This window comes from Shewanella sp. FeAMO, from assembly GCF_053653955.1.
On sequence record NZ_CM132201.1, the window covers coordinates 2952673 to 2969191 of the forward strand.

The 16519-nt window shown below is 52.1% G+C and carries 16 protein-coding genes and 1 pseudogene; 8 read left to right on the forward strand and 9 right to left on the reverse strand.

The features are described from left to right. Positions 1 to 31 precede the first annotated feature (31 nt). Positions 32 to 1108 (forward strand): ketoacyl-ACP synthase III, encoded by a 1077-nt coding sequence (locus ACWAU4_RS13310; protein WP_028780812.1) that lies wholly within the window; start codon positions 32 to 34, stop codon positions 1106 to 1108. A gap of 107 nt (positions 1109 to 1215) precedes the next feature. Here ACWAU4_RS13310 and ACWAU4_RS13315 read toward each other — a convergent pair whose 3' ends face one another. Further along, positions 1216 to 2787 carry a mechanosensitive ion channel family protein gene (locus ACWAU4_RS13315; protein ID WP_208193272.1) on the reverse strand — a complete coding sequence of 524 codons (1572 nt, stop codon included), beginning with the start codon at positions 2785 to 2787 and terminating at the stop codon, positions 1216 to 1218. Positions 2788 to 3300: 513 nt separating this feature from the next. Between ACWAU4_RS13315 and ACWAU4_RS13320 the strand changes: the two genes are divergently transcribed. Together ACWAU4_RS13320 and ACWAU4_RS13325 are read left to right on the forward strand one after the other, a co-directional pair. Next, complete coding sequence (locus ACWAU4_RS13320) at positions 3301 to 3474, forward strand: hypothetical protein (RefSeq protein WP_093983382.1); 174 nt, start codon at positions 3301 to 3303, stop codon at positions 3472 to 3474. A 314-nt stretch (positions 3475 to 3788) separates the two neighbouring features. Beyond that, positions 3789 to 4025: a hypothetical protein gene (locus ACWAU4_RS13325; protein WP_208124847.1), complete on the forward strand. Its 237-nt coding sequence runs from the start codon at positions 3789 to 3791 to the stop codon at positions 4023 to 4025. Between the two features lies 1 nt (position 4026). Here the strand turns inward: ACWAU4_RS13325 and ACWAU4_RS13330 are convergent, their stop codons facing one another. Continuing rightward, complete coding sequence (locus ACWAU4_RS13330) at positions 4027 to 5001, reverse strand: 1-aminocyclopropane-1-carboxylate deaminase/D-cysteine desulfhydrase (RefSeq protein WP_243892192.1); 975 nt, start codon at positions 4999 to 5001, stop codon at positions 4027 to 4029. Positions 5002 to 5312: 311 nt separating this feature from the next. On the opposite strand from ACWAU4_RS13330, the gene ACWAU4_RS13335 reads away from it, so the two are divergent. Then, positions 5313 to 5720: a YccF domain-containing protein gene (locus ACWAU4_RS13335; RefSeq protein WP_025011114.1), complete on the forward strand. Its 408-nt coding sequence runs from the start codon at positions 5313 to 5315 to the stop codon at positions 5718 to 5720. Positions 5721 to 5785: 65 nt separating this feature from the next. On the opposite strand, the gene ACWAU4_RS13340 is transcribed toward ACWAU4_RS13335, so the two are convergent. The 3 genes from ACWAU4_RS13340 to ACWAU4_RS13350 are packed head-to-tail and all read right to left on the reverse strand — an operon-like array spanning position 5786 to position 8400. Continuing rightward, on the reverse strand, positions 5786 to 6562 hold the full coding sequence (locus ACWAU4_RS13340) for an alpha/beta fold hydrolase (RefSeq protein WP_028780809.1): 777 nt from the start codon (positions 6560 to 6562) through the stop codon (positions 5786 to 5788). Then, complete coding sequence (locus ACWAU4_RS13345) at positions 6555 to 7583, reverse strand: DUF2817 domain-containing protein (protein WP_454290296.1); 1029 nt, start codon at positions 7581 to 7583, stop codon at positions 6555 to 6557. The genes ACWAU4_RS13340 and ACWAU4_RS13345 overlap by 8 nt, the downstream gene beginning before the upstream one ends. Before the next feature lie 52 nt (positions 7584 to 7635). Continuing rightward, positions 7636 to 8400, reverse strand: a complete 765-nt coding sequence (locus ACWAU4_RS13350) for a substrate-binding periplasmic protein (protein ID WP_190532414.1) — start codon at positions 8398 to 8400, stop codon at positions 7636 to 7638. Positions 8401 to 8745: 345 nt separating this feature from the next. Between ACWAU4_RS13350 and ACWAU4_RS13355 the strand changes: the two genes are divergently transcribed. Then, positions 8746 to 9735 carry a cytochrome-c peroxidase gene (locus ACWAU4_RS13355; protein ID WP_208124849.1) on the forward strand — a complete coding sequence of 330 codons (990 nt, stop codon included), beginning with the start codon at positions 8746 to 8748 and terminating at the stop codon, positions 9733 to 9735. 63 nt (positions 9736 to 9798) lie between these two features. Here the strand turns inward: ACWAU4_RS13355 and ACWAU4_RS13360 are convergent, their stop codons facing one another. Together ACWAU4_RS13360 and ACWAU4_RS13365 are read right to left on the reverse strand one after the other, a co-directional pair. Beyond that, the gene (locus ACWAU4_RS13360; protein ID WP_208124850.1) at positions 9799 to 11520 is read right to left on the reverse strand and encodes an AMP-binding protein; all 1722 of its coding nucleotides are present in this window, start codon (positions 11518 to 11520) and stop codon (positions 9799 to 9801) included. A gap of 331 nt (positions 11521 to 11851) precedes the next feature. Next, on the reverse strand, positions 11852 to 12202 hold the full coding sequence (locus tag ACWAU4_RS13365; protein WP_025011120.1) for a DUF6508 domain-containing protein: 351 nt from the start codon (positions 12200 to 12202) through the stop codon (positions 11852 to 11854). Between the two features lie 143 nt (positions 12203 to 12345). Between ACWAU4_RS13365 and ACWAU4_RS13370 the strand changes: the two are divergent. Further along, positions 12346 to 12810: pseudogene (locus ACWAU4_RS13370) on the forward strand (EVE domain-containing protein). After that, positions 12807 to 13127: a hypothetical protein gene (locus tag ACWAU4_RS13375; protein WP_028780804.1), complete on the forward strand. Its 321-nt coding sequence runs from the start codon at positions 12807 to 12809 to the stop codon at positions 13125 to 13127. Before ACWAU4_RS13370 ends, ACWAU4_RS13375 begins: the two are co-directional and overlap by 4 nt. Before the next feature lie 152 nt (positions 13128 to 13279). On the opposite strand, the gene ACWAU4_RS13380 is transcribed toward ACWAU4_RS13375, so the two are convergent. Together ACWAU4_RS13380 and ACWAU4_RS13385 are read right to left on the reverse strand one after the other, a co-directional pair. Next, a complete protein-coding gene (locus tag ACWAU4_RS13380; protein ID WP_044734707.1) occupies positions 13280 to 14074 on the reverse strand; it encodes a TIGR00266 family protein in 795 nt (264 codons plus the stop codon). Positions 14075 to 14192: 118 nt separating this feature from the next. After that, on the reverse strand, positions 14193 to 15107 hold the full coding sequence (locus ACWAU4_RS13385) for a LysR family transcriptional regulator (RefSeq protein ID WP_025011124.1): 915 nt from the start codon (positions 15105 to 15107) through the stop codon (positions 14193 to 14195). Positions 15108 to 15351: 244 nt separating this feature from the next. Here ACWAU4_RS13385 and ACWAU4_RS13390 point away from each other — a divergent pair, with 244 nt between their 5' ends. After that, entirely contained in the window at positions 15352 to 16512 is a 1161-nt protein-coding gene (locus ACWAU4_RS13390) for a homogentisate 1,2-dioxygenase (protein WP_044734708.1), read from the forward strand. The last annotated feature ends 7 nt before the right edge of the window (positions 16513 to 16519 follow it).

Below are 16519 nucleotides of genomic sequence, written 5' to 3' on the forward strand. Positions count from 1 at the left end.
CTTCTGTCTTTTTATTTTGAGAGTAAATTCAATGCAGTACGCCACTATTACCGGCTGGGGAAAGTGCGTTCCCCCCGCCGTACTGACCAACCATGATCTGGCCACCTTTATCGACACTTCCGATGAATGGATTAAACCCAGAACAGGGATCAGCCAGCGCCATATCAGCCACGTCAACACCTCGGAATTGGCCACTGTAGCCGCTCAGCATGCGCTGGCCGCCGCCGGCATCGAAGGCAGCGAACTGGACATGATTATCCTGGCGACCGCCAGCCCGGACACACTGATCCCCAACATAGCCTCAACAGTACAGGCCAATGTTGGCGCCAACTGCGCCGCCTTTGACATCAACGCCGCCTGCAGTGGCTTTCTCTACGGGGTTGGCTTGGCAACCGCTCAAATCAAGAGTGGTCAATGCAAGAAAGTCCTGGTGGTCGGCGCCGAACGTCTGAGTTTCTACCTCGACTGGTCAAGAAGAGAAACCGCGGTACTGTTCGGTGACGGTGCAGGTGCCGTGGTACTGGAAGCGACAGACAGCCCATGTGGCGTACTGGGCTATGAACTTAACAATGATCCAGGTGGCCGCGACATTCTCAAAGCCAGCTTTGGTACAGGCATGGACAGATTTGTTGCCGAGTCACTGGACTTCTACATCCAATTCGATGGCCAGGAGATCTTCAAACGCGCCATCAACGGCATGGGCAAACTCAGCGCCCAGGTGTTGGAGAAGTGTGGTCTGGACAAAGAGGAAGTCGATTGGGTTATCCCCCATCAGGCCAACGAGAGGATCATCGACACTCTGGTACACAGAATGAAGATCCCCAAAGAGAAGGCCTTCGTCAACATAGCCAACTATGGCAACACTTCGGCAGCCACCATTCCTATTGCCATCTGTGATGCGTTGGAAAAAGGCATGATCAAGCCAGGACAACATATTCTTTCCTGTGCCTTTGGGGCCGGCCTCACCAGCGCCGCCTTGCTGCTGAAATGGGGTGATAGAGTCACGCCGCTGAAGCAGAGCGATGCCAGCCTGCCGCCATGTGAGCAGACAGGTATTGAGCTGGTAAAACGCGCAGTAGACTATTTCTGCCATCGCGATAAGGCCTGAGATAAAGTCTGAGCCGAATGATCTGTTTAAAAAAACGGTGCCGTGGGCACCGTTTTTTATTGTCATTGTCTATAGGCTTTAGCCTCTGCCGTTTTCAATCTTGGGCATCAGGCCGAAACCGGCCATACGGGCACCATCTTGCTGCCGTGCTCGGCGACAATCGTCATTATCCCCAGCTGCAACTCCTCGGCGACTTCCTGATAAACCGGTAAACTGGTGGTGCCGACATAGGCCAGTACATTCAACTCGAGCCCGGCGTTGCCAAAACCCTTGAAAGTGACCCGCATCGGTGATTCGTCCACCTTCTCATGCTGCTTTAGCAAGGCTTTGATATCATTGATTATCGCCTGCAGCTGTTTGGCATCTGTGCTGTAATCGAGACGTATCTCTGTCTTGAAACGGATTTTCTCCCGCTCTGAAATATTCTCTATCTCCATTTCGGCCAACTTGGCGTTGGGCATATGAATGACAGAACGATCCAGAGTTCTGATGCGGGTACAGCGTAGCCCTATCTCCTCCACTGTGCCGCGAACGCCGCCGAAATTGCCAATATTGCCAACCTTGATAGGCGCGGCCGAATAGAGGGTGATGGTGCCAATCAGGTTTTCTATCGACTGTTTCGAGGCCAAAGCGATTGCCAGCCCCCCGATACCCATCCCGGCCAGTATAGTGCCGGCATTAAAACCCAGATGCTCAAGCCATAATAAGGTCGCCAGGCTCAGCAGAGCCACCCGCAGAAAATTTCCAAGAGGTCGCAACAAGGAGGCCGCCTGTTTGTTGCCCTTGGCTATCCAGCGCTCCCTAAGGCTGCTCTGTGCCAGCCCCACCAGCGCCCATATCAACCAAACTGTGGCCAGAATAAAGAAAAAGCCTGTGTTGACTATCTCCTGCATCGCAGCGCTCAAGGTACTGTTGGCAAGCATGGCTCTATCGAGTGCCACAGCGGCAAAGAATCTCAGAGGGCCACGAATAAAGGCGCCCAATTCAGCCTTGAGCGGGTGTGATGAACGTGAAAGCGGCCATTGCAGCAACCAGGTCACAGGTACCACGAATAAGAACGCCAGCGCCAGATAGGCCAGCATCATGGCCCATTCCCACAGATTCAGGGTAAACAGGCGTCCTTCAGGAATGTGCTCAATAAACCACTCCACCACAGGGCCATAGCCCAAGGCCTGGTAAAGTTTTGGGAGCTTGGCAACCGTGGCATTGGAAACCTTCCACAGACTGCCGTATTCAGAGCTAGGCACCCGCTGCAACAGGAGCTGATAGGCCTTTTTTTCGGCTTCCAAACGGGCAAATCCCTCCCGATAGGCGGGCAGCTTGTCGTCGGTTTTGCCCTCCGGGGTATCATCCAGCTCTTGCGGGTTGAGCCAGAGATTACGCTCGATAATCGCCAGCAACTGCCTGGCATAGAGCGGCCCCTGCTCCGCTGTCATGCCGGTGGGAAGAAAACGCAGATCCAGATACTCGGCCGCGGTTTGGTAATCCCCCTCTCTGGCGTATTGCATAAAGCCCTGCAGGGCGCCTCTGGGGGTATCCCTGAACAAGGGGTCGCGATACTCATAAGCCGCTGCAGCACTTTGCTCGCTTGGCGTTTCCGGTGCAGGTTCGGCCGCCGGACACAACCCAGGCCAGAGCAACAGAATAAATAATCCTATGCCAATCAACACTCTATTCATTAACGCGCTCCTTGCCACTATAAGATAAGGTACCAATCCATCCGGTGTAAGCACTTCAAGCTGTGTTCAAGCCAGAGTGCACCAGGGAGCTATTGGCACCTTTAGCAAAAAAGAGTAGCAGAAACATGTAGTTCCGGATATATCGGCTCAGTATTTATACTGCTTGACTTATAGCCAACTGTCGATATAATTGCCGACGATATTAAGGTACCCTCAGCTCGTCCCATCTCGCTCCAGGCCGCTTAAGTAAATTCGTTCAGTTAACAATTCCTGAGTTTAATTGAAATGTCACACAGCTGTGGTGAACTCTGTGCTGCGGCGATGGTCTGATGTTCTACTGACACCCTGAGTGTCTGTATGCACTTCAGTCTGTCGGGGGCTTGATAAAGGCTGACAAACTGGGTACATTCAATAGTCAACCAACGCATCTTTCGCAATAAATGCTAAGGATTTTCTATAGTTAAGATTGTATACGCCAATATCGGCGCTAACAGAAAATAAGGAGTGTGGCCTATGTCATACAAAGTAAACGGACATGAAATCACAGTAAATTTCCCTGTAGATTCAATTTCCATCAACAAAAACTCAATCGCCTTTACCGACAGCAAAGGCAAGAAGAAGCAAACCTTCTCAAAGCGTACAGAAACCCTCAAGTTTATGAAGTGGTTGCTGAGCGCCAATAAGTAAGACTGTCGAAATACCCACTCGATACCCCTATCCTCTCACTGTATCGAATGCTCAGGCAGATTGGACTGTTATCCAGCAGCAATCGGGTAGAACATCACATTTGGTCAAGGCCTTTTCCCGTGATCCCGGGAAGCAGCCTGACCAAATGGCGATAAACAGTAAATCAAGCGCCAGATCATTCTCCAACCCTTCCACTTGAATTAAGCTGATGTTTAACAAACTTACCTGTCGGTGTTGCCTTGAATCAATCCATCACAGCCACTAAAAGCAGAGCGACTAAACCCGGCTCCATTAAACCGAATACCACGGAAGCGATGCGCTCATTGCTGAGCGAGATCCGGCGCTGTATTCCACTGGACTTGCCGGAAGCCAGCCTATGCGGCGGGAAATGCCTGGGTTGCTCCAAGAAAATGCTGGAGATGTTGGACACTGAGGTATGCTTTTGGGAGTCCCATCTCGATGACGAGGTGCCTGGGCTTGCCGATCTCAAATCCTTGCAGCGCTTGGCTGAGCGCACTCATAAGATCCTCAAGCGCAACCAGCTGGTCTGAATCAGCCGTATTTACGCCTGTATCTGGGAAGCATGGACTCATTGCCAAGGAGCCCCCCCTGATGCAGATACAATACCTGGCTGTGGCCCTCACGTCGCAAGAAGTCGAGCAACACTTGCCAGCCGAGTGGATCATACAAGAGCTCAAAGCGGATACCGCTTTGCTCCAGCTCTTGCCAAAGTTGGTAAAACTCGGGGTAACACTTGCCAAAATGATACTTGCGTTCGGGTGTAACAATAGTTGGATGCAATGCCTCATCGGGCGATAACTCAAGCAACTGGGTCTTGAGGTAACTGTCTCCGCCGACCACGGCGCAAGTCAGCACTTCAATATCAGCCTGTTGCTCACAAAAATACTTCTGTAGAAACAGTGCTGTTGTACCTGTCCCCGATGGCAAAAACAGCTTGAGGTTATGGGTAGCCTGTTGCTGCTGCCACTGTAAAATCTCGGCGCCCAACAGAGCCACGCCGTATTCGGCATAACTACAGCGCCCCCCTTCGGGAACAAACAGGCTGTGCTCACACTCAGGCACAATATGCTGCCTGACAAAGTCCTCCAGGGTCATGCCGGTCATCAACTCGGCCTTGGGCGTATTCTTTACAGCAATCACCCGTGCGCCCAATTCCAACGCGGCGCGATAGTTACCCAGGGGTTGCTGCTGCAACCATTCCGGCAGGTGATCCACATAAAAGTCCAGCTGCCAACCTTTGAGTTCGGCCAGCGCCGCCATAGAGTAGAGTGAGTTGGCCTGGGCCGAGCCATAACCTATCAGGCGCTTGATACCGGGAAAGTCATGTTCGAGGAAATAACGGAACTTGCGCGCCTTATTACCACTGAAACTGGGATGAAGCAGATCATCGCGCTTGATAAACAGCTGATGACCTCGAAACTCAAAGGCTTGAACTGGGGTTTTATCCAGTTTGAAATCGGCTAAAGACATGGCACTGGCGATATATTTCAAGGCTAAGGTGTGCAAGGGATGGCTATTGTATGTGTTTGCCGCCAAGGAGGACAGGATTCAGGCCACAAATCCTCACAGGCACCAGTTGGCTTTATGCCGACTAAGTGATGGCTTGGAGGCTAATCCATTGCGGCTCCACTCTGTGATGATTATCGCTACTTATTGGTATAAATCACCAACCGCCGCGATTCGCCTAGGCTCAGAAATAGCAATATCCAATATTATTCAACATGTTATAATTATGGCATGCTTCTAGCTAATAATCGAAATATCCAAAGCTTTACAGCAAAACTGTGTGGCTGATCCGCCATTTAAAGGAGCACTCAATGGCTATTTTGCGTCTTATTTTTAATATTGCCTGGTTTATTCTTGGCGGCTTTGTCATGGGACTGGCCTGGTGGTTTGTCGGCTTACTCTGTTTTATCAGTATCATAGGTATCCCATTCGGCCGCGCCTGCTTTGTCATAGGTGAACTGGCATTCTGGCCCTTCGGTCAGGAACATATCAGCCGCGACAGGCTCTCTGGCCGCGAAGACTTGGGCACCGGCGCCCTGGGTATGGTCGGCAACATTATCTGGTTCCTGCTGTTCGGGATTTGGCTGGCGATAGGCCACCTGACCCACGCCCTGGCCTGCTTTGTCACCATCATAGGCATACCTTTTGGCATTCAGCACCTAAAACTGGCCTTGCTCTCTTTAACGCCCATAGGCAAGACAGTGGTCGCCTCTCATTAATCACAAAGCCCAGGTCGGATATCTGCTTCGATTTCGACCTGGGCTCAGGCTTTACCCAAACAAGTCTAAGGCGTTTGTCGACTCAAACGCTGCACCAACTCCAGCAATAACTCGGGCCTATCCAGCGCCACATCATGCCCGCAGCGGCAAAAAGGAATCGGCTTTTGCCGATATTTGGCCGCCAGGCGAATGCTGCACTTGGGCGAAACCAGGCGATCATCACAGCCATAAACAATGGTTGCCGGCACCCACAGCTTAGCCGGGGAGCGAAAGCGGGCCGAGGCAACAATTTGTCGCAAGCCATTGGCGAGTGTGGTTTTGGCCTCAAGCGCCAGTTGGCTCCAGAAACGGCACAGAGACTTGTCTTTGGCATGAGCAAGGCTGGTAAGCGCAAGAATCGTCGCCTCGCGCCATTGAATGCCCTCGCCTTTGACTCTAGCGCACAAGGCTCGTAGCAGGGCTTGCAGCCGAAATCTCTGATACCAAGGCGAAAGATCGGCGGCGCTGCTGTTGAGCAATAACAGCCCCTCAAGCTGAAATCCCTTTTGGCGGCCGGCTTCAGTGTCATTTTTCCCGGCAAGTGTCATGGCCACCATGGCGCCCATGGAGATAGCCAATATTCGGCATTTACCCACCTTGCGTCGCAGCAGTTCATCTGCAACAAAGTCGGCATAATCCTGAATATCCCAGGGACTGGTATCCGCCACCCTATCGCCATTTCCAGGCAGATCGATGAGCTCCACCCTAAACCCCGCCGCCAGCAGATTATCGGCAAAGGCCTGCCAATGACGTTTATCGCGCATCAAGCCGCGGATCAACACCCAGGTTTGCTGCTCAGTCATGACTTGGTTTCTCCGCCGCTTGTGGATACCAAAAGTTTCGTGCCTGATAATCCAGGTGATGCCGATGAAGTTCAGGCAGTTGCTCCAGTACCTGAGCATACCCCACATCGAGCAAGAACTGCATCAGGGTAAAGTGGCGCCGTAAAATACGCTGCAGCCTGTGCTGCTTTTGAGGGTTGAAATAACCGGAGAAACGCAGCAATTGCCTGGGGTTCTTTTTGACCCAGGCCCAGGAGCCCATTTCCAGCGTTAAGGGCAGGAAAGGCACTTGGGGGTTACAACTGACCAAATAATCCCAAATATCACCGTGGGTGCGATAGAAGCGACTTTGGGGCGCAATATGATAGTGACAATGATGGGGGTAGCTCATTTCGAACAACTGCTTTAGATGATACACCTCCCCCAGGCGGGCAAAAGGCGTGTCCTTACAGGCAAAGGGAAACCAGATATGATCCACCAGGCCAAAACCTGAGTGAGCATCGAGCACAATCAAGCTGCTGCCGCGGGCCATAAGTTCATTACTGTAGTCAATAATCGCCTTGGTCTCGACTTCCAGCTGACTGCTGCGGCCCCGATACCAGGGAAGATGGCGGGAAAGCCGTTGACCGCCGACCATAAAAGTCACTGAGCCGCGGGCATCTATGGGAGCATTGCGCATCAAATCGACCCCGTTGCCATTGGCGCGGGTTCCCCTGATAAGGCCGATGGGATTCAACACAGGTACAAACGCCAGCCGTATCTGGGTTAACATCAACTGCAGATGCTTATCCCAGCTGCAGCGGGTCAACAGGCTGCCAAGAAGCGCCAGTATCACCTGGCTGCCGATACGTTCAACCCCGTGAACACCGCCGACGAACAGCACTGTGGGCACCCTGGCGTTTGGGTTCCCCAGTTCCAGCGCCCGCACATCGAGCGACTTACCGGCAAAGCCGACTTGGGCCAAAGACCTGGCGTTCAAATGTTGCTGGTATTTATGCTCCAGTTCGGCAAGCTCTTCAAGCTCATAGGCACTTTCTGTCACAGACCCGTCCATCTGGGGTAAAGTGCTCAATTTAGCCGCTTTGGATGACAACTCAATGATACTTTAAGTGTTGCTCCAATATGCTCTTGGCATCAATTCGGGCCAATCCCTGGTCGAAAATATCCCGCCAACGTTGCCCCTCTTCGGAATTTCGAAAAGCCACCAGCAAGCCCTTGCTGGCCAGCAATTGCCGATTCAGTTTAAGCTTGCCTTCCAACTCCTCCATCCCCTTTTGCCGCAGCAGGTAACGATAAACATTGGCGTCGATCACCACGGCATCAATTCTGGCGGCCGCTAATTTGCGAAGGTTTTGTTCATCGGAATTGGCCAGCTCAAAGGGTTGCCGGCCTGAGTCCATGGCCCGGTCCAAGCTCTCGGTATTAACATAGCCCTTTACCACTCCGAGCTTGTAACGCTGCAAGTCCTGCAACTGTTGCCAGCTCACTGGCCGCTGGGATTGTTCCACCAGTGCCAATTGACTGAAGCCAAGGGGCTTTGAAAAAATAAACTTATCGCTTTGGTGATAATACTCGGGAAAGTAACCAAGATAGGGTGAACCAGGCATGTCTGCCAATTTAACCGCCCTGCTCCAGGGGTAGAAATTGACTTTGAGGTCATGGCCCATGGCGGCGAGAGCAGCCTTGACCACGGCAACACAAGCCCCCTGTTGTTCCAGCATCTGACCAGTGTAGGGTGGCCAATTAAGCGAGCTCAGTTGCAGAGTGTCGGCGCGAGCCACAGGGCTGCCACTATAAAGTAACAACAGGAGGACGAACAGCGCGGGCCGGCCGAAAAAGGTGATTGAGGTTCTTGCCATAGTATCACTCCGTTTGCCAAGGCCAATCCCATAAGCATCCAGGAAGTTAACAGAGTATAGCTTGTCGATGTCAGTCAGCCACAGGCTCTAATAAGCGCTGCCAGGAAGATAAAAGTATCGCCCTCAGCACACTTTTACCCAAAGCGTGATGCAGGATGAAAATGTGAGAAAAGTCGATTCAGACAAGATAGCTAAAGCAAGAGGTAAAAACCGCGGCAATCATCACAAAAAATCCATCTAAATCAACGATGGAGCCAATCGATATTAACAGCTGTCAAAGCCTCTATCCCATCACTATGATAGACAAAAACCACACACAAAGTAAGCCTATTAGAGGTGATAGCAATGAGATATCAAGCACTGGTCATGGCTGTAACGGCAGCCCTCGGGATGACTGCGGCTCAGGCGGCTGAGCCTATCGAAATTATCAAGCCGGTGAAAATCACCGAGCCGGAAAAGGTCGAACTCGGGAAAATGCTTTACTTCGAACCCAGATTATCAAAATCCGGGTTTATCTCCTGTAACTCATGTCACAACCTTTCCATGGGAGGGGTCGACGCCCTGCCAACCTCGATCGGTCATGCCTGGCAAGAAGGTCCTATCAACTCGCCTACCGTATTGAACGCCGATTATATGTTGGCACAGTTCTGGGATGGCCGCGCCAAAGATCTCAAGGAACAGGCCGCAGGTCCTATAGCCAACCCTAAAGAGATGGGCTTTACTCATGAGCTGGCGTCCGAAACCGTTGCCTCCATGCCGGCTTACCGTGCCCGCTTCAAGCAGGTTTACGGCTCTGAAGAGGTCAATATCGACAGGATCACAGATGCAATTGCCGCCTTTGAAAAGACGCTGGTGACCCCCAACAGCGCCTTTGACAAATATTTGGAAGGCGACAAAAAGGCCATCAGCGCCGAAGCCAAAGCGGGTTATCAGCTGTTCAAGGACAAAGGCTGTGTCGCTTGCCACAATGGCCCGGCGGTCGGTGGCACCATGTATATGAAGATGGGACTCATCAAACCTTTCCACACGGATAACCCTGCCGAAGGCCGCAAGGGAGTCACAGGCAAGGAAGCTGACAAGATGGTGTTCAAGGTGCCGACTCTGCGTAACATTGAACTCACCTACCCCTACTTCCATGACGGCAGCGTCTGGAACCTGGAAGAGGCGGTCAACACCATGTCGGATATCCAGCTGGGCCAGAAGTTGACCGAAAAAGAAACTCAGGAGATGGTAGCCTTCCTCAAGTCGCTGACCGGGGAACAGCCCAAGGTAGAAATGCCGATTCTGCCGCCATCCAATAAAGATACCCCAAGGCCGGTTCCTTTCGGCAAGTAATTCATAACCATAAAGAAGCGCCGCATTGCGGCGCTTCTCTTTTACTGTTGCGGTTTAAATGACTCAGCCATTGATATCCCGGTGCAGCTCTTCATACATCAGCTCACGCATGCGGAACTTTTGAATTTTACCGGTAACTGTCATCGGATACTGCTCAACAAACTTGATGTAACGTGGCACTTTGAAATAAGCCACCTTTTCGGTCAGGAAGTGACGGATTTCATCTTCAGTGACAGTACTGCCGGGGCGCATCTTGATCCAGGCACACACCTCTTCACCGTATTTTTCACTCTGTACCCCGAATACCGCGGCATCCTGAATATCCTGATGAGTGTAGAGTTTCTCTTCAATCTCCCGCGGATAGATGTTCTCACCGCCCCGGATAATCATGTCTTTGATGCGGCCAACTATCTGCACATAACCTTCGCTGTCCATCACCCCGAGATCGCCAGAGTGCAGCCAACCATCCTTGTCTATGGTGGCTTGGGTTTTGGCCGGATCGTTCCAGTACCCCAGCATCACACAGTAACCTCGGCTGCACACCTCACCCGGCTGACCTACAGGCACTATTTCACCGAACTCATCGATAATCTTCACCTCGGTATGGGGTAGAGCCCGGCCCACGGTAGTAACCTGCTTCTCCAACGAGGACTCGACCTCTGTCATGTTATTGATCGGGCTGCATTCGGTTTGGCCATAACCGATTACGACTTCCGTCATATGCATCAGCTTATGCACCCGTTTCATCACTTCCTCGGGACAGGTGGCTCCGGCCATCACTCCGGTTCGCAAGCTGCTGAGGTCATAATCCTGGAAGTTGGCCAACTCCAATTCGGCAATAAACATGGTCGGCACCCCGTGAAGTCCGGTGCAGCGCTCCTGCTCAACCACCTTGAGGGTAATAGCAGGATCAAAGGCATCGGATGGGAATACGGCCGTGGCGCCTTTGGCCAGACACACCAGATTTCCCAGCACCATGCCGAAGCAGTGGTACAGAGGCACGGGAATACAAAGCTTGTCGTCCGGGCCAAAGCCCATGGCGTCGGCCACCAGCATGCCGTTGTTGAGAATATTGTGGTGGGTCAGAGTGGCGCCTTTGGGGTTCCCCGTGGTGCCTGAGGTGAATTGAATATTGATGGCATCATGGGGCGATAAACGCTCACCTATGCCTTTGAGATCGGCATATTCCGCCTCAGAGCCCATGGCACATACCTCGGGGAAATTCAGCATGCCCGGCGTCTTGTCACTGCCGGTGCGGATAACGCAGCGCAGCTCAGGCAGACGGCGGGACATCAGTCTGCCTGGCTCAGCATCACTGAGTTCCGGCGCCAGCTCATTCAGCATCGCCAGGTAATCGCTGGACTTGAACTTGTCGTGAGTGATAAGTGCCTTACAGCCCACATTACTGAGTGCATATTCCAGCTCTTCCGGGCGATAAGCCGGGTTGATGCACACCATGATGGCGCCAATTCTGGCGGTAGCAAATTGAGTCAGACACCACTCGATATTATTGGGCGACCAGATCCCGACCCGATCCCCGGGGCCGATACCCAGTGCCAGCAGGCCTGTGGCCAGCTTATCTATCTCTTCAAGATAGCGCGCATAACTCCAGCGCAGTTGCTGATGATGCATCACCACGGCAGTGTTGTCCGGATAACGGTTGCAGATATCCTGCAGATACTGGCCTATGGTCTTGTCTATCAAGGGAGTATTACTGTGCCCCAGATAACGGCTCTGGGACAGAGGTAAATCATTGAGTTGCTTGCTTGTCTTGTTGGCAGACATCTAAGCCTCCGTGCGTTGTTTTATCGTTATAGGAAGAGTCTGTCACCCTGAGCCGGCGGCCCTCCCCTCACAGTGTGAAACCATATTGGCAGCATCTGAAAAGCATCAAAAACAGCTGCAATGATTGGCTTTCACTGCGGCCTGGGCGCAGGGTTCATAACGACTCTAACGAATGGCGCATTGGAATAACAAGCAAGGAAACCGGCTTTTAGACTAAAGAATAATGGCTCAAAAACCATCAGGGCTCTCAAAGGAGCCCTGAATAAAAAGTCTGCCGATGACGGGATCATGGCAGCAAAATGGACAATATAAGATCAGCCCCCGGATATTCTCAGGCCGCCTTTTGCAGTTGCTGCATTCTTTCCAGTAAGGCCAACATGACCCCCTGGCGGCGCATGTTCTGCAGGACACCCGGGCTGAAACGCTCAAGTCGCACCATGGCACTGAGCAGCAAGCGGCATTCATACAAGGAAGCATCGGCGATATATTCAGGCCTGTCGACCATATGGCTGTTTTGGTACCAATCGTCCCAACTGAACTCGTTTAGCAGCATGCCTTGGCGCTTCATTTCAGCAACAAATTTGTGGACTGTCGCGGGATTGTAATCCTGTTCCCCGCGGGCAAAATCATGACGATAGGTTTGATAATCAGCAGTTGAAGCTGTCAGGCTAAGCGTGGCCATAGGCGACTCCTAATCTTTTACATCGATTATCACAATAATGCATAATCTACCAATCTAATGAGGTCAGTCTGCCCTTGCCTTGCTGAATAAGTGCTTAACAGGCTGGTAAGCTTTTCTGGTAAAAACACTCAAGGAGTGCCAGCATGAAGTACTGGTTGATGAAATCCGAACCCGATGAATTCAGTATCGGCGATCTACAGCGGGTCAAGGTGGAACCCTAGTGCGGGATCCGCAATTATCAGGCTCGAAACTTTATTCGCGATGAACTGCAAATCGGCGACGCCATTTTGTTCTATCATTCCAGTTGCAAAACGCCGGGCGTGGTGGGCACTGCCAGAGTCGTCGGAGAGGCCAAAGCCGATACCACGGCCTGGGATCCAGAGTCACCCTACTTTGATCCCAAGTCGAGCCCAGAGTCACCGCGTTGGTTTCAGTTGGATATCGGCTTTGAACGTCAGTTTGCCAGAACAGTTAGCCTCAAAGAGGTCAAGGCAGACTCGCAGCTCGAACATATGTATCTGGTACAAAAAGGGGCCAGGCTGAGCGTGCAACCGGTCACAGAGCAGGAATGGCAACGTATTCTTCTACTCGCAGGAGAGAAACTATGACAAACAAACTATCCAAAGCCTTGGTAGCAATCAGCCTGGGTGCCCTGCTGGCCAGTCCGGCCGTTTTGGCCAAGCAGGATAAAGACCACAAAGATTTGCCCCCTGGACTGCAAAAGAAAGCCGCCCGGGGTGAACCTTTGCCTCCGGGTTGGCAGAAGCGCTATCACAGGGGCGATATTCTTGATAATGATATCTATGCCCGCGGCCGAGTGGTTGTGCCGCTGGGCAATGATGGCCTGATAACGGTCGACATTGAAGGCACACTGTTCAAGCTGCACGACAAGACCCGCAGGATCATTGAGATCCTGGAACATTGATACCGTTATCAAAAGCCCTAAGTTCAAAAGCAAAAAGCCATGGTAGAAACCATGGCTTTTTTGTTTGTCGGCAAAATAGGTTAAGCGCTTGACTGCCTTTCTTCGCTGCTATCTTTACTGCTATCTCTGCTGATAGTTTCGCAAATAGCGCTTTAGCGCCCATCCAGCATACGGCCAATTCCACCAAGCACTGAGCCCTCTCCCCTGTCACTGCCACCGGCGGAAGGCGCATGGGCAATGATCCTGTCGGCCATACGGGAAAACGGCAGGCTCTGCAGCCACACTATGCCATGCCCTGAAAGTGTCGCCAAAAATAAACCTTCACCACCAAACACCATGGACTTGAGAGAGCCGGCCCTCTCTATGTCGTAATCGATGCCGTTGGTAAAGCCCACCAGACAGCCGGTATCCACTCTCAGGGTTTCGCCCTTAAGCTCTTTACGGATCAAGGTGCCACCTGCGTGAATAAAGGCCATGCCATCACCCTTGAGGCTCTGCAAAATAAAGCCTTCACCGCCGAAGAAACCGGTTCCCAGGCGCTTATTGAACCTCATGGTCACCTGGGTACCCATAGCCGCGGCCAGAAAACTGTCTTTCTGCAAAATGAGTTCACCGCCGACCTCATCGAGATCGATTGCCAGGATGGTGCCGGGATAAGGTGCGGCGAACGACACCCGACGTTTGCCCTGGCCCTGATTGCTGAAATGGGTCATAAACAGGCTTTCACCTGTCAGCATACGTTTACCGGCCCCCATCAACTTGCCAAAGAATCCTGAATCCGGCTCTGAGCCATCGCCCATGCGCGCTTCAAAACTGATCCCTTCCTCCATGTAAGTCATGGCGCCCGCCTCGGCGATCACGGTTTCACCGGGATCCAGCTCCACCTCAACCAGCTGCATGCTCTCGCCCTTGATCTCATAATCCACTTCATGGCTGTTCTTGCTCATTGAAACTCCCCCTCAATGGTTTAGGGTCTGAATGACCTGGCACTCAGTCTATGACATAAAATGTCAAAACAGCAAGTGAGGAGACGGATGTGATTTGAGTAAAAAGTAACAGAATGCTTCAACCCAGACCGCTGGCATTATCCCCCTGAAAGCGCTCAAACTCCTCCAGAATCAGCTCAGTAAACAGCCTTCCTGCACGGCCAAGAGGCCGCTCCAGCGTCGACACCAACTGAGGAATAAAACGAAAACGGCTGCCGCCGACAAAGTCCAGCTCACTTAAATCACCACAAGCCAACTCTTCGGTTATCAGGAAGTCCGGCATCCAGCCAAAACCCAGGCCCTTGAGCAAGGCGTTCTTTTTCATGATGAAACCGGAGAGATAAAAGACCTTGTCGCCGCCGAACTGCAGCTCATCGCGCTGGCTCTTGACCGGTGATGAGTCTTCGATGGTGAGCTCCACATGTTGCTGCAATTCTGACAGGGTAATGCCGCGGCGCGAAGTCAAGGGGTGGTCTTTACCTGCCACCAACACACTGGTGATAGCAGGCAGGGGCTTGGGGTGGTAACTGGGGCCACTGCGATAGTCTTTCACCAACATAAGATCAGCGCTGTCGCGCTCAAACCTGTGTTGTACCCCACCGAGAAACTCCATATTGAGCTGGATTTTGGTCGGGATCTTATGCTCTGTCATGCGCTTGAGGGCGGTCATGATAGGCTCCATCGGCAAGGCGCCGTCTATCACCAGCTCCAATCTGGGCTCCCACCCCTCACTGAAACGGCTGGCCAGATGCTCAATATTGCCAAGATGTGCCAGCAAGCGTTGTCCCTCGGCCAAAATAACCCGCCCTTCGTGAGTCAGCTCGGCCCGGTATTGATTACGGTCAAGCAGATTAACGCCAAGATATTGTTCCAGTTTCTTTATCTGATAACTGACCGCAGACTGCGCCTTGTGCAGACGCTCTGCCGCCTTGGCAAAACTGCCCTCTTCCACCACCACCTTAAGCACATTGAAGGCGTCGATATCGATACGCAAGGTTTACACTCCCGTAAATCCAACAAGACAATCAAATTTTTAGATTGAGTATGCCGAATAATTATTCTTTTTTTTGTACAAGCGCGCAACTAAATTGAAAGATAGATCACAAAAACGGCTCATTTGCGCTGCCAGCGACCGGCAATTCCGACAGACAAGAGCGCAAAGAGAACAAGAATAACAACAGTGGCCGCCGAAGGTTCCCAAAGAAGGTTAACTGCAAGCGCCACCAAGGAAGAGTCAGATGCCATTTTATGTAAAACAGGGGCAGGTTCCCAACAAGCGCCATATCGCATTTGAGAAGCCATCCGGTGAACTCTACCGTGAAGAGCTGTTTTCAACCCATGGCTTTTCCAATATCTATTCCAACAAGTACCACCACAATATGCCTACCAAGGCGTTAACCGTTGAGCCTTTTGAGCTCAGCCATGGTGAAGTGTGGCAGGACTCCCTGGTACAGAACTATAAACTGGACAGTAAACAGGCCGACAGGAAGGGGCACTTCTTCTGTGCCCGCAACAAGATTTTCTTCAATCAGGATCTGGCGATTTATACTGCCAGAGTCACCGAGGATACCGAGCTGTTCTACCGCAATGCCTACGCCGACGAGGTGGTATTTGTCCACGAGGGTGAAGGCGAGCTCTTAAGTGAATACGGCAAGCTCAAGGTGCAAAAGTGGGACTATCTGGTGATCCCCCGCGGCACCACCTATCAGTTGAAATTCAAGGACTACAGTAACGTGCGCCTGTTGGTGATCGAATCCTTCTCCATGGTGGAGATCCCCAAACACTTTCGTAATGACTATGGCCAGTTGCTGGAGTCGGCGCCCTATTGCGAGCGGGATATCCGGGTACCCGAACTGACAGAGGCCAGGGTCGAGCAAGGGGAATTCCCTCTGGTCAGCAAGTTTGGCGACAAGTATCAGCTGACTCAGCTGGAATGGCATCCTTTTGATCTGGTGGGTTGGGACGGTTTTGTCTACCCCTGGGCCTTCAACATCACAGAGTACGCGCCCAAGGTAGGCAAGATTCACCTGCCCCCCTCGGATCATCTGGTGTTTACCGCCCACAACTTTGTTATCTGCAACTTTGTTCCCAGACCTTACGACTTCCATCCCAAGGCGATCCCCGCACCTTACTACCACAACAATATCGACAGTGACGAGGTGCTCTACTATGTGGATGGCGACTTTATGAGCCGCACCGGCATAGATGCCGGTTACCTGACACTGCATCAAAAAGGCGTGCCTCATGGGCCGCAGCCCGGGCGCACCGAAGCCTCCATCGGCAAGAAAGACACCTATGAATACGCCGTTATGGTGGATACCTTTGCCCCGCTGCAATTAACCACCCATGTGCAAAGCTGCATGAGTACTGATTACAACCGCTCCTGGCTCGAACGCTGAGCCCGGA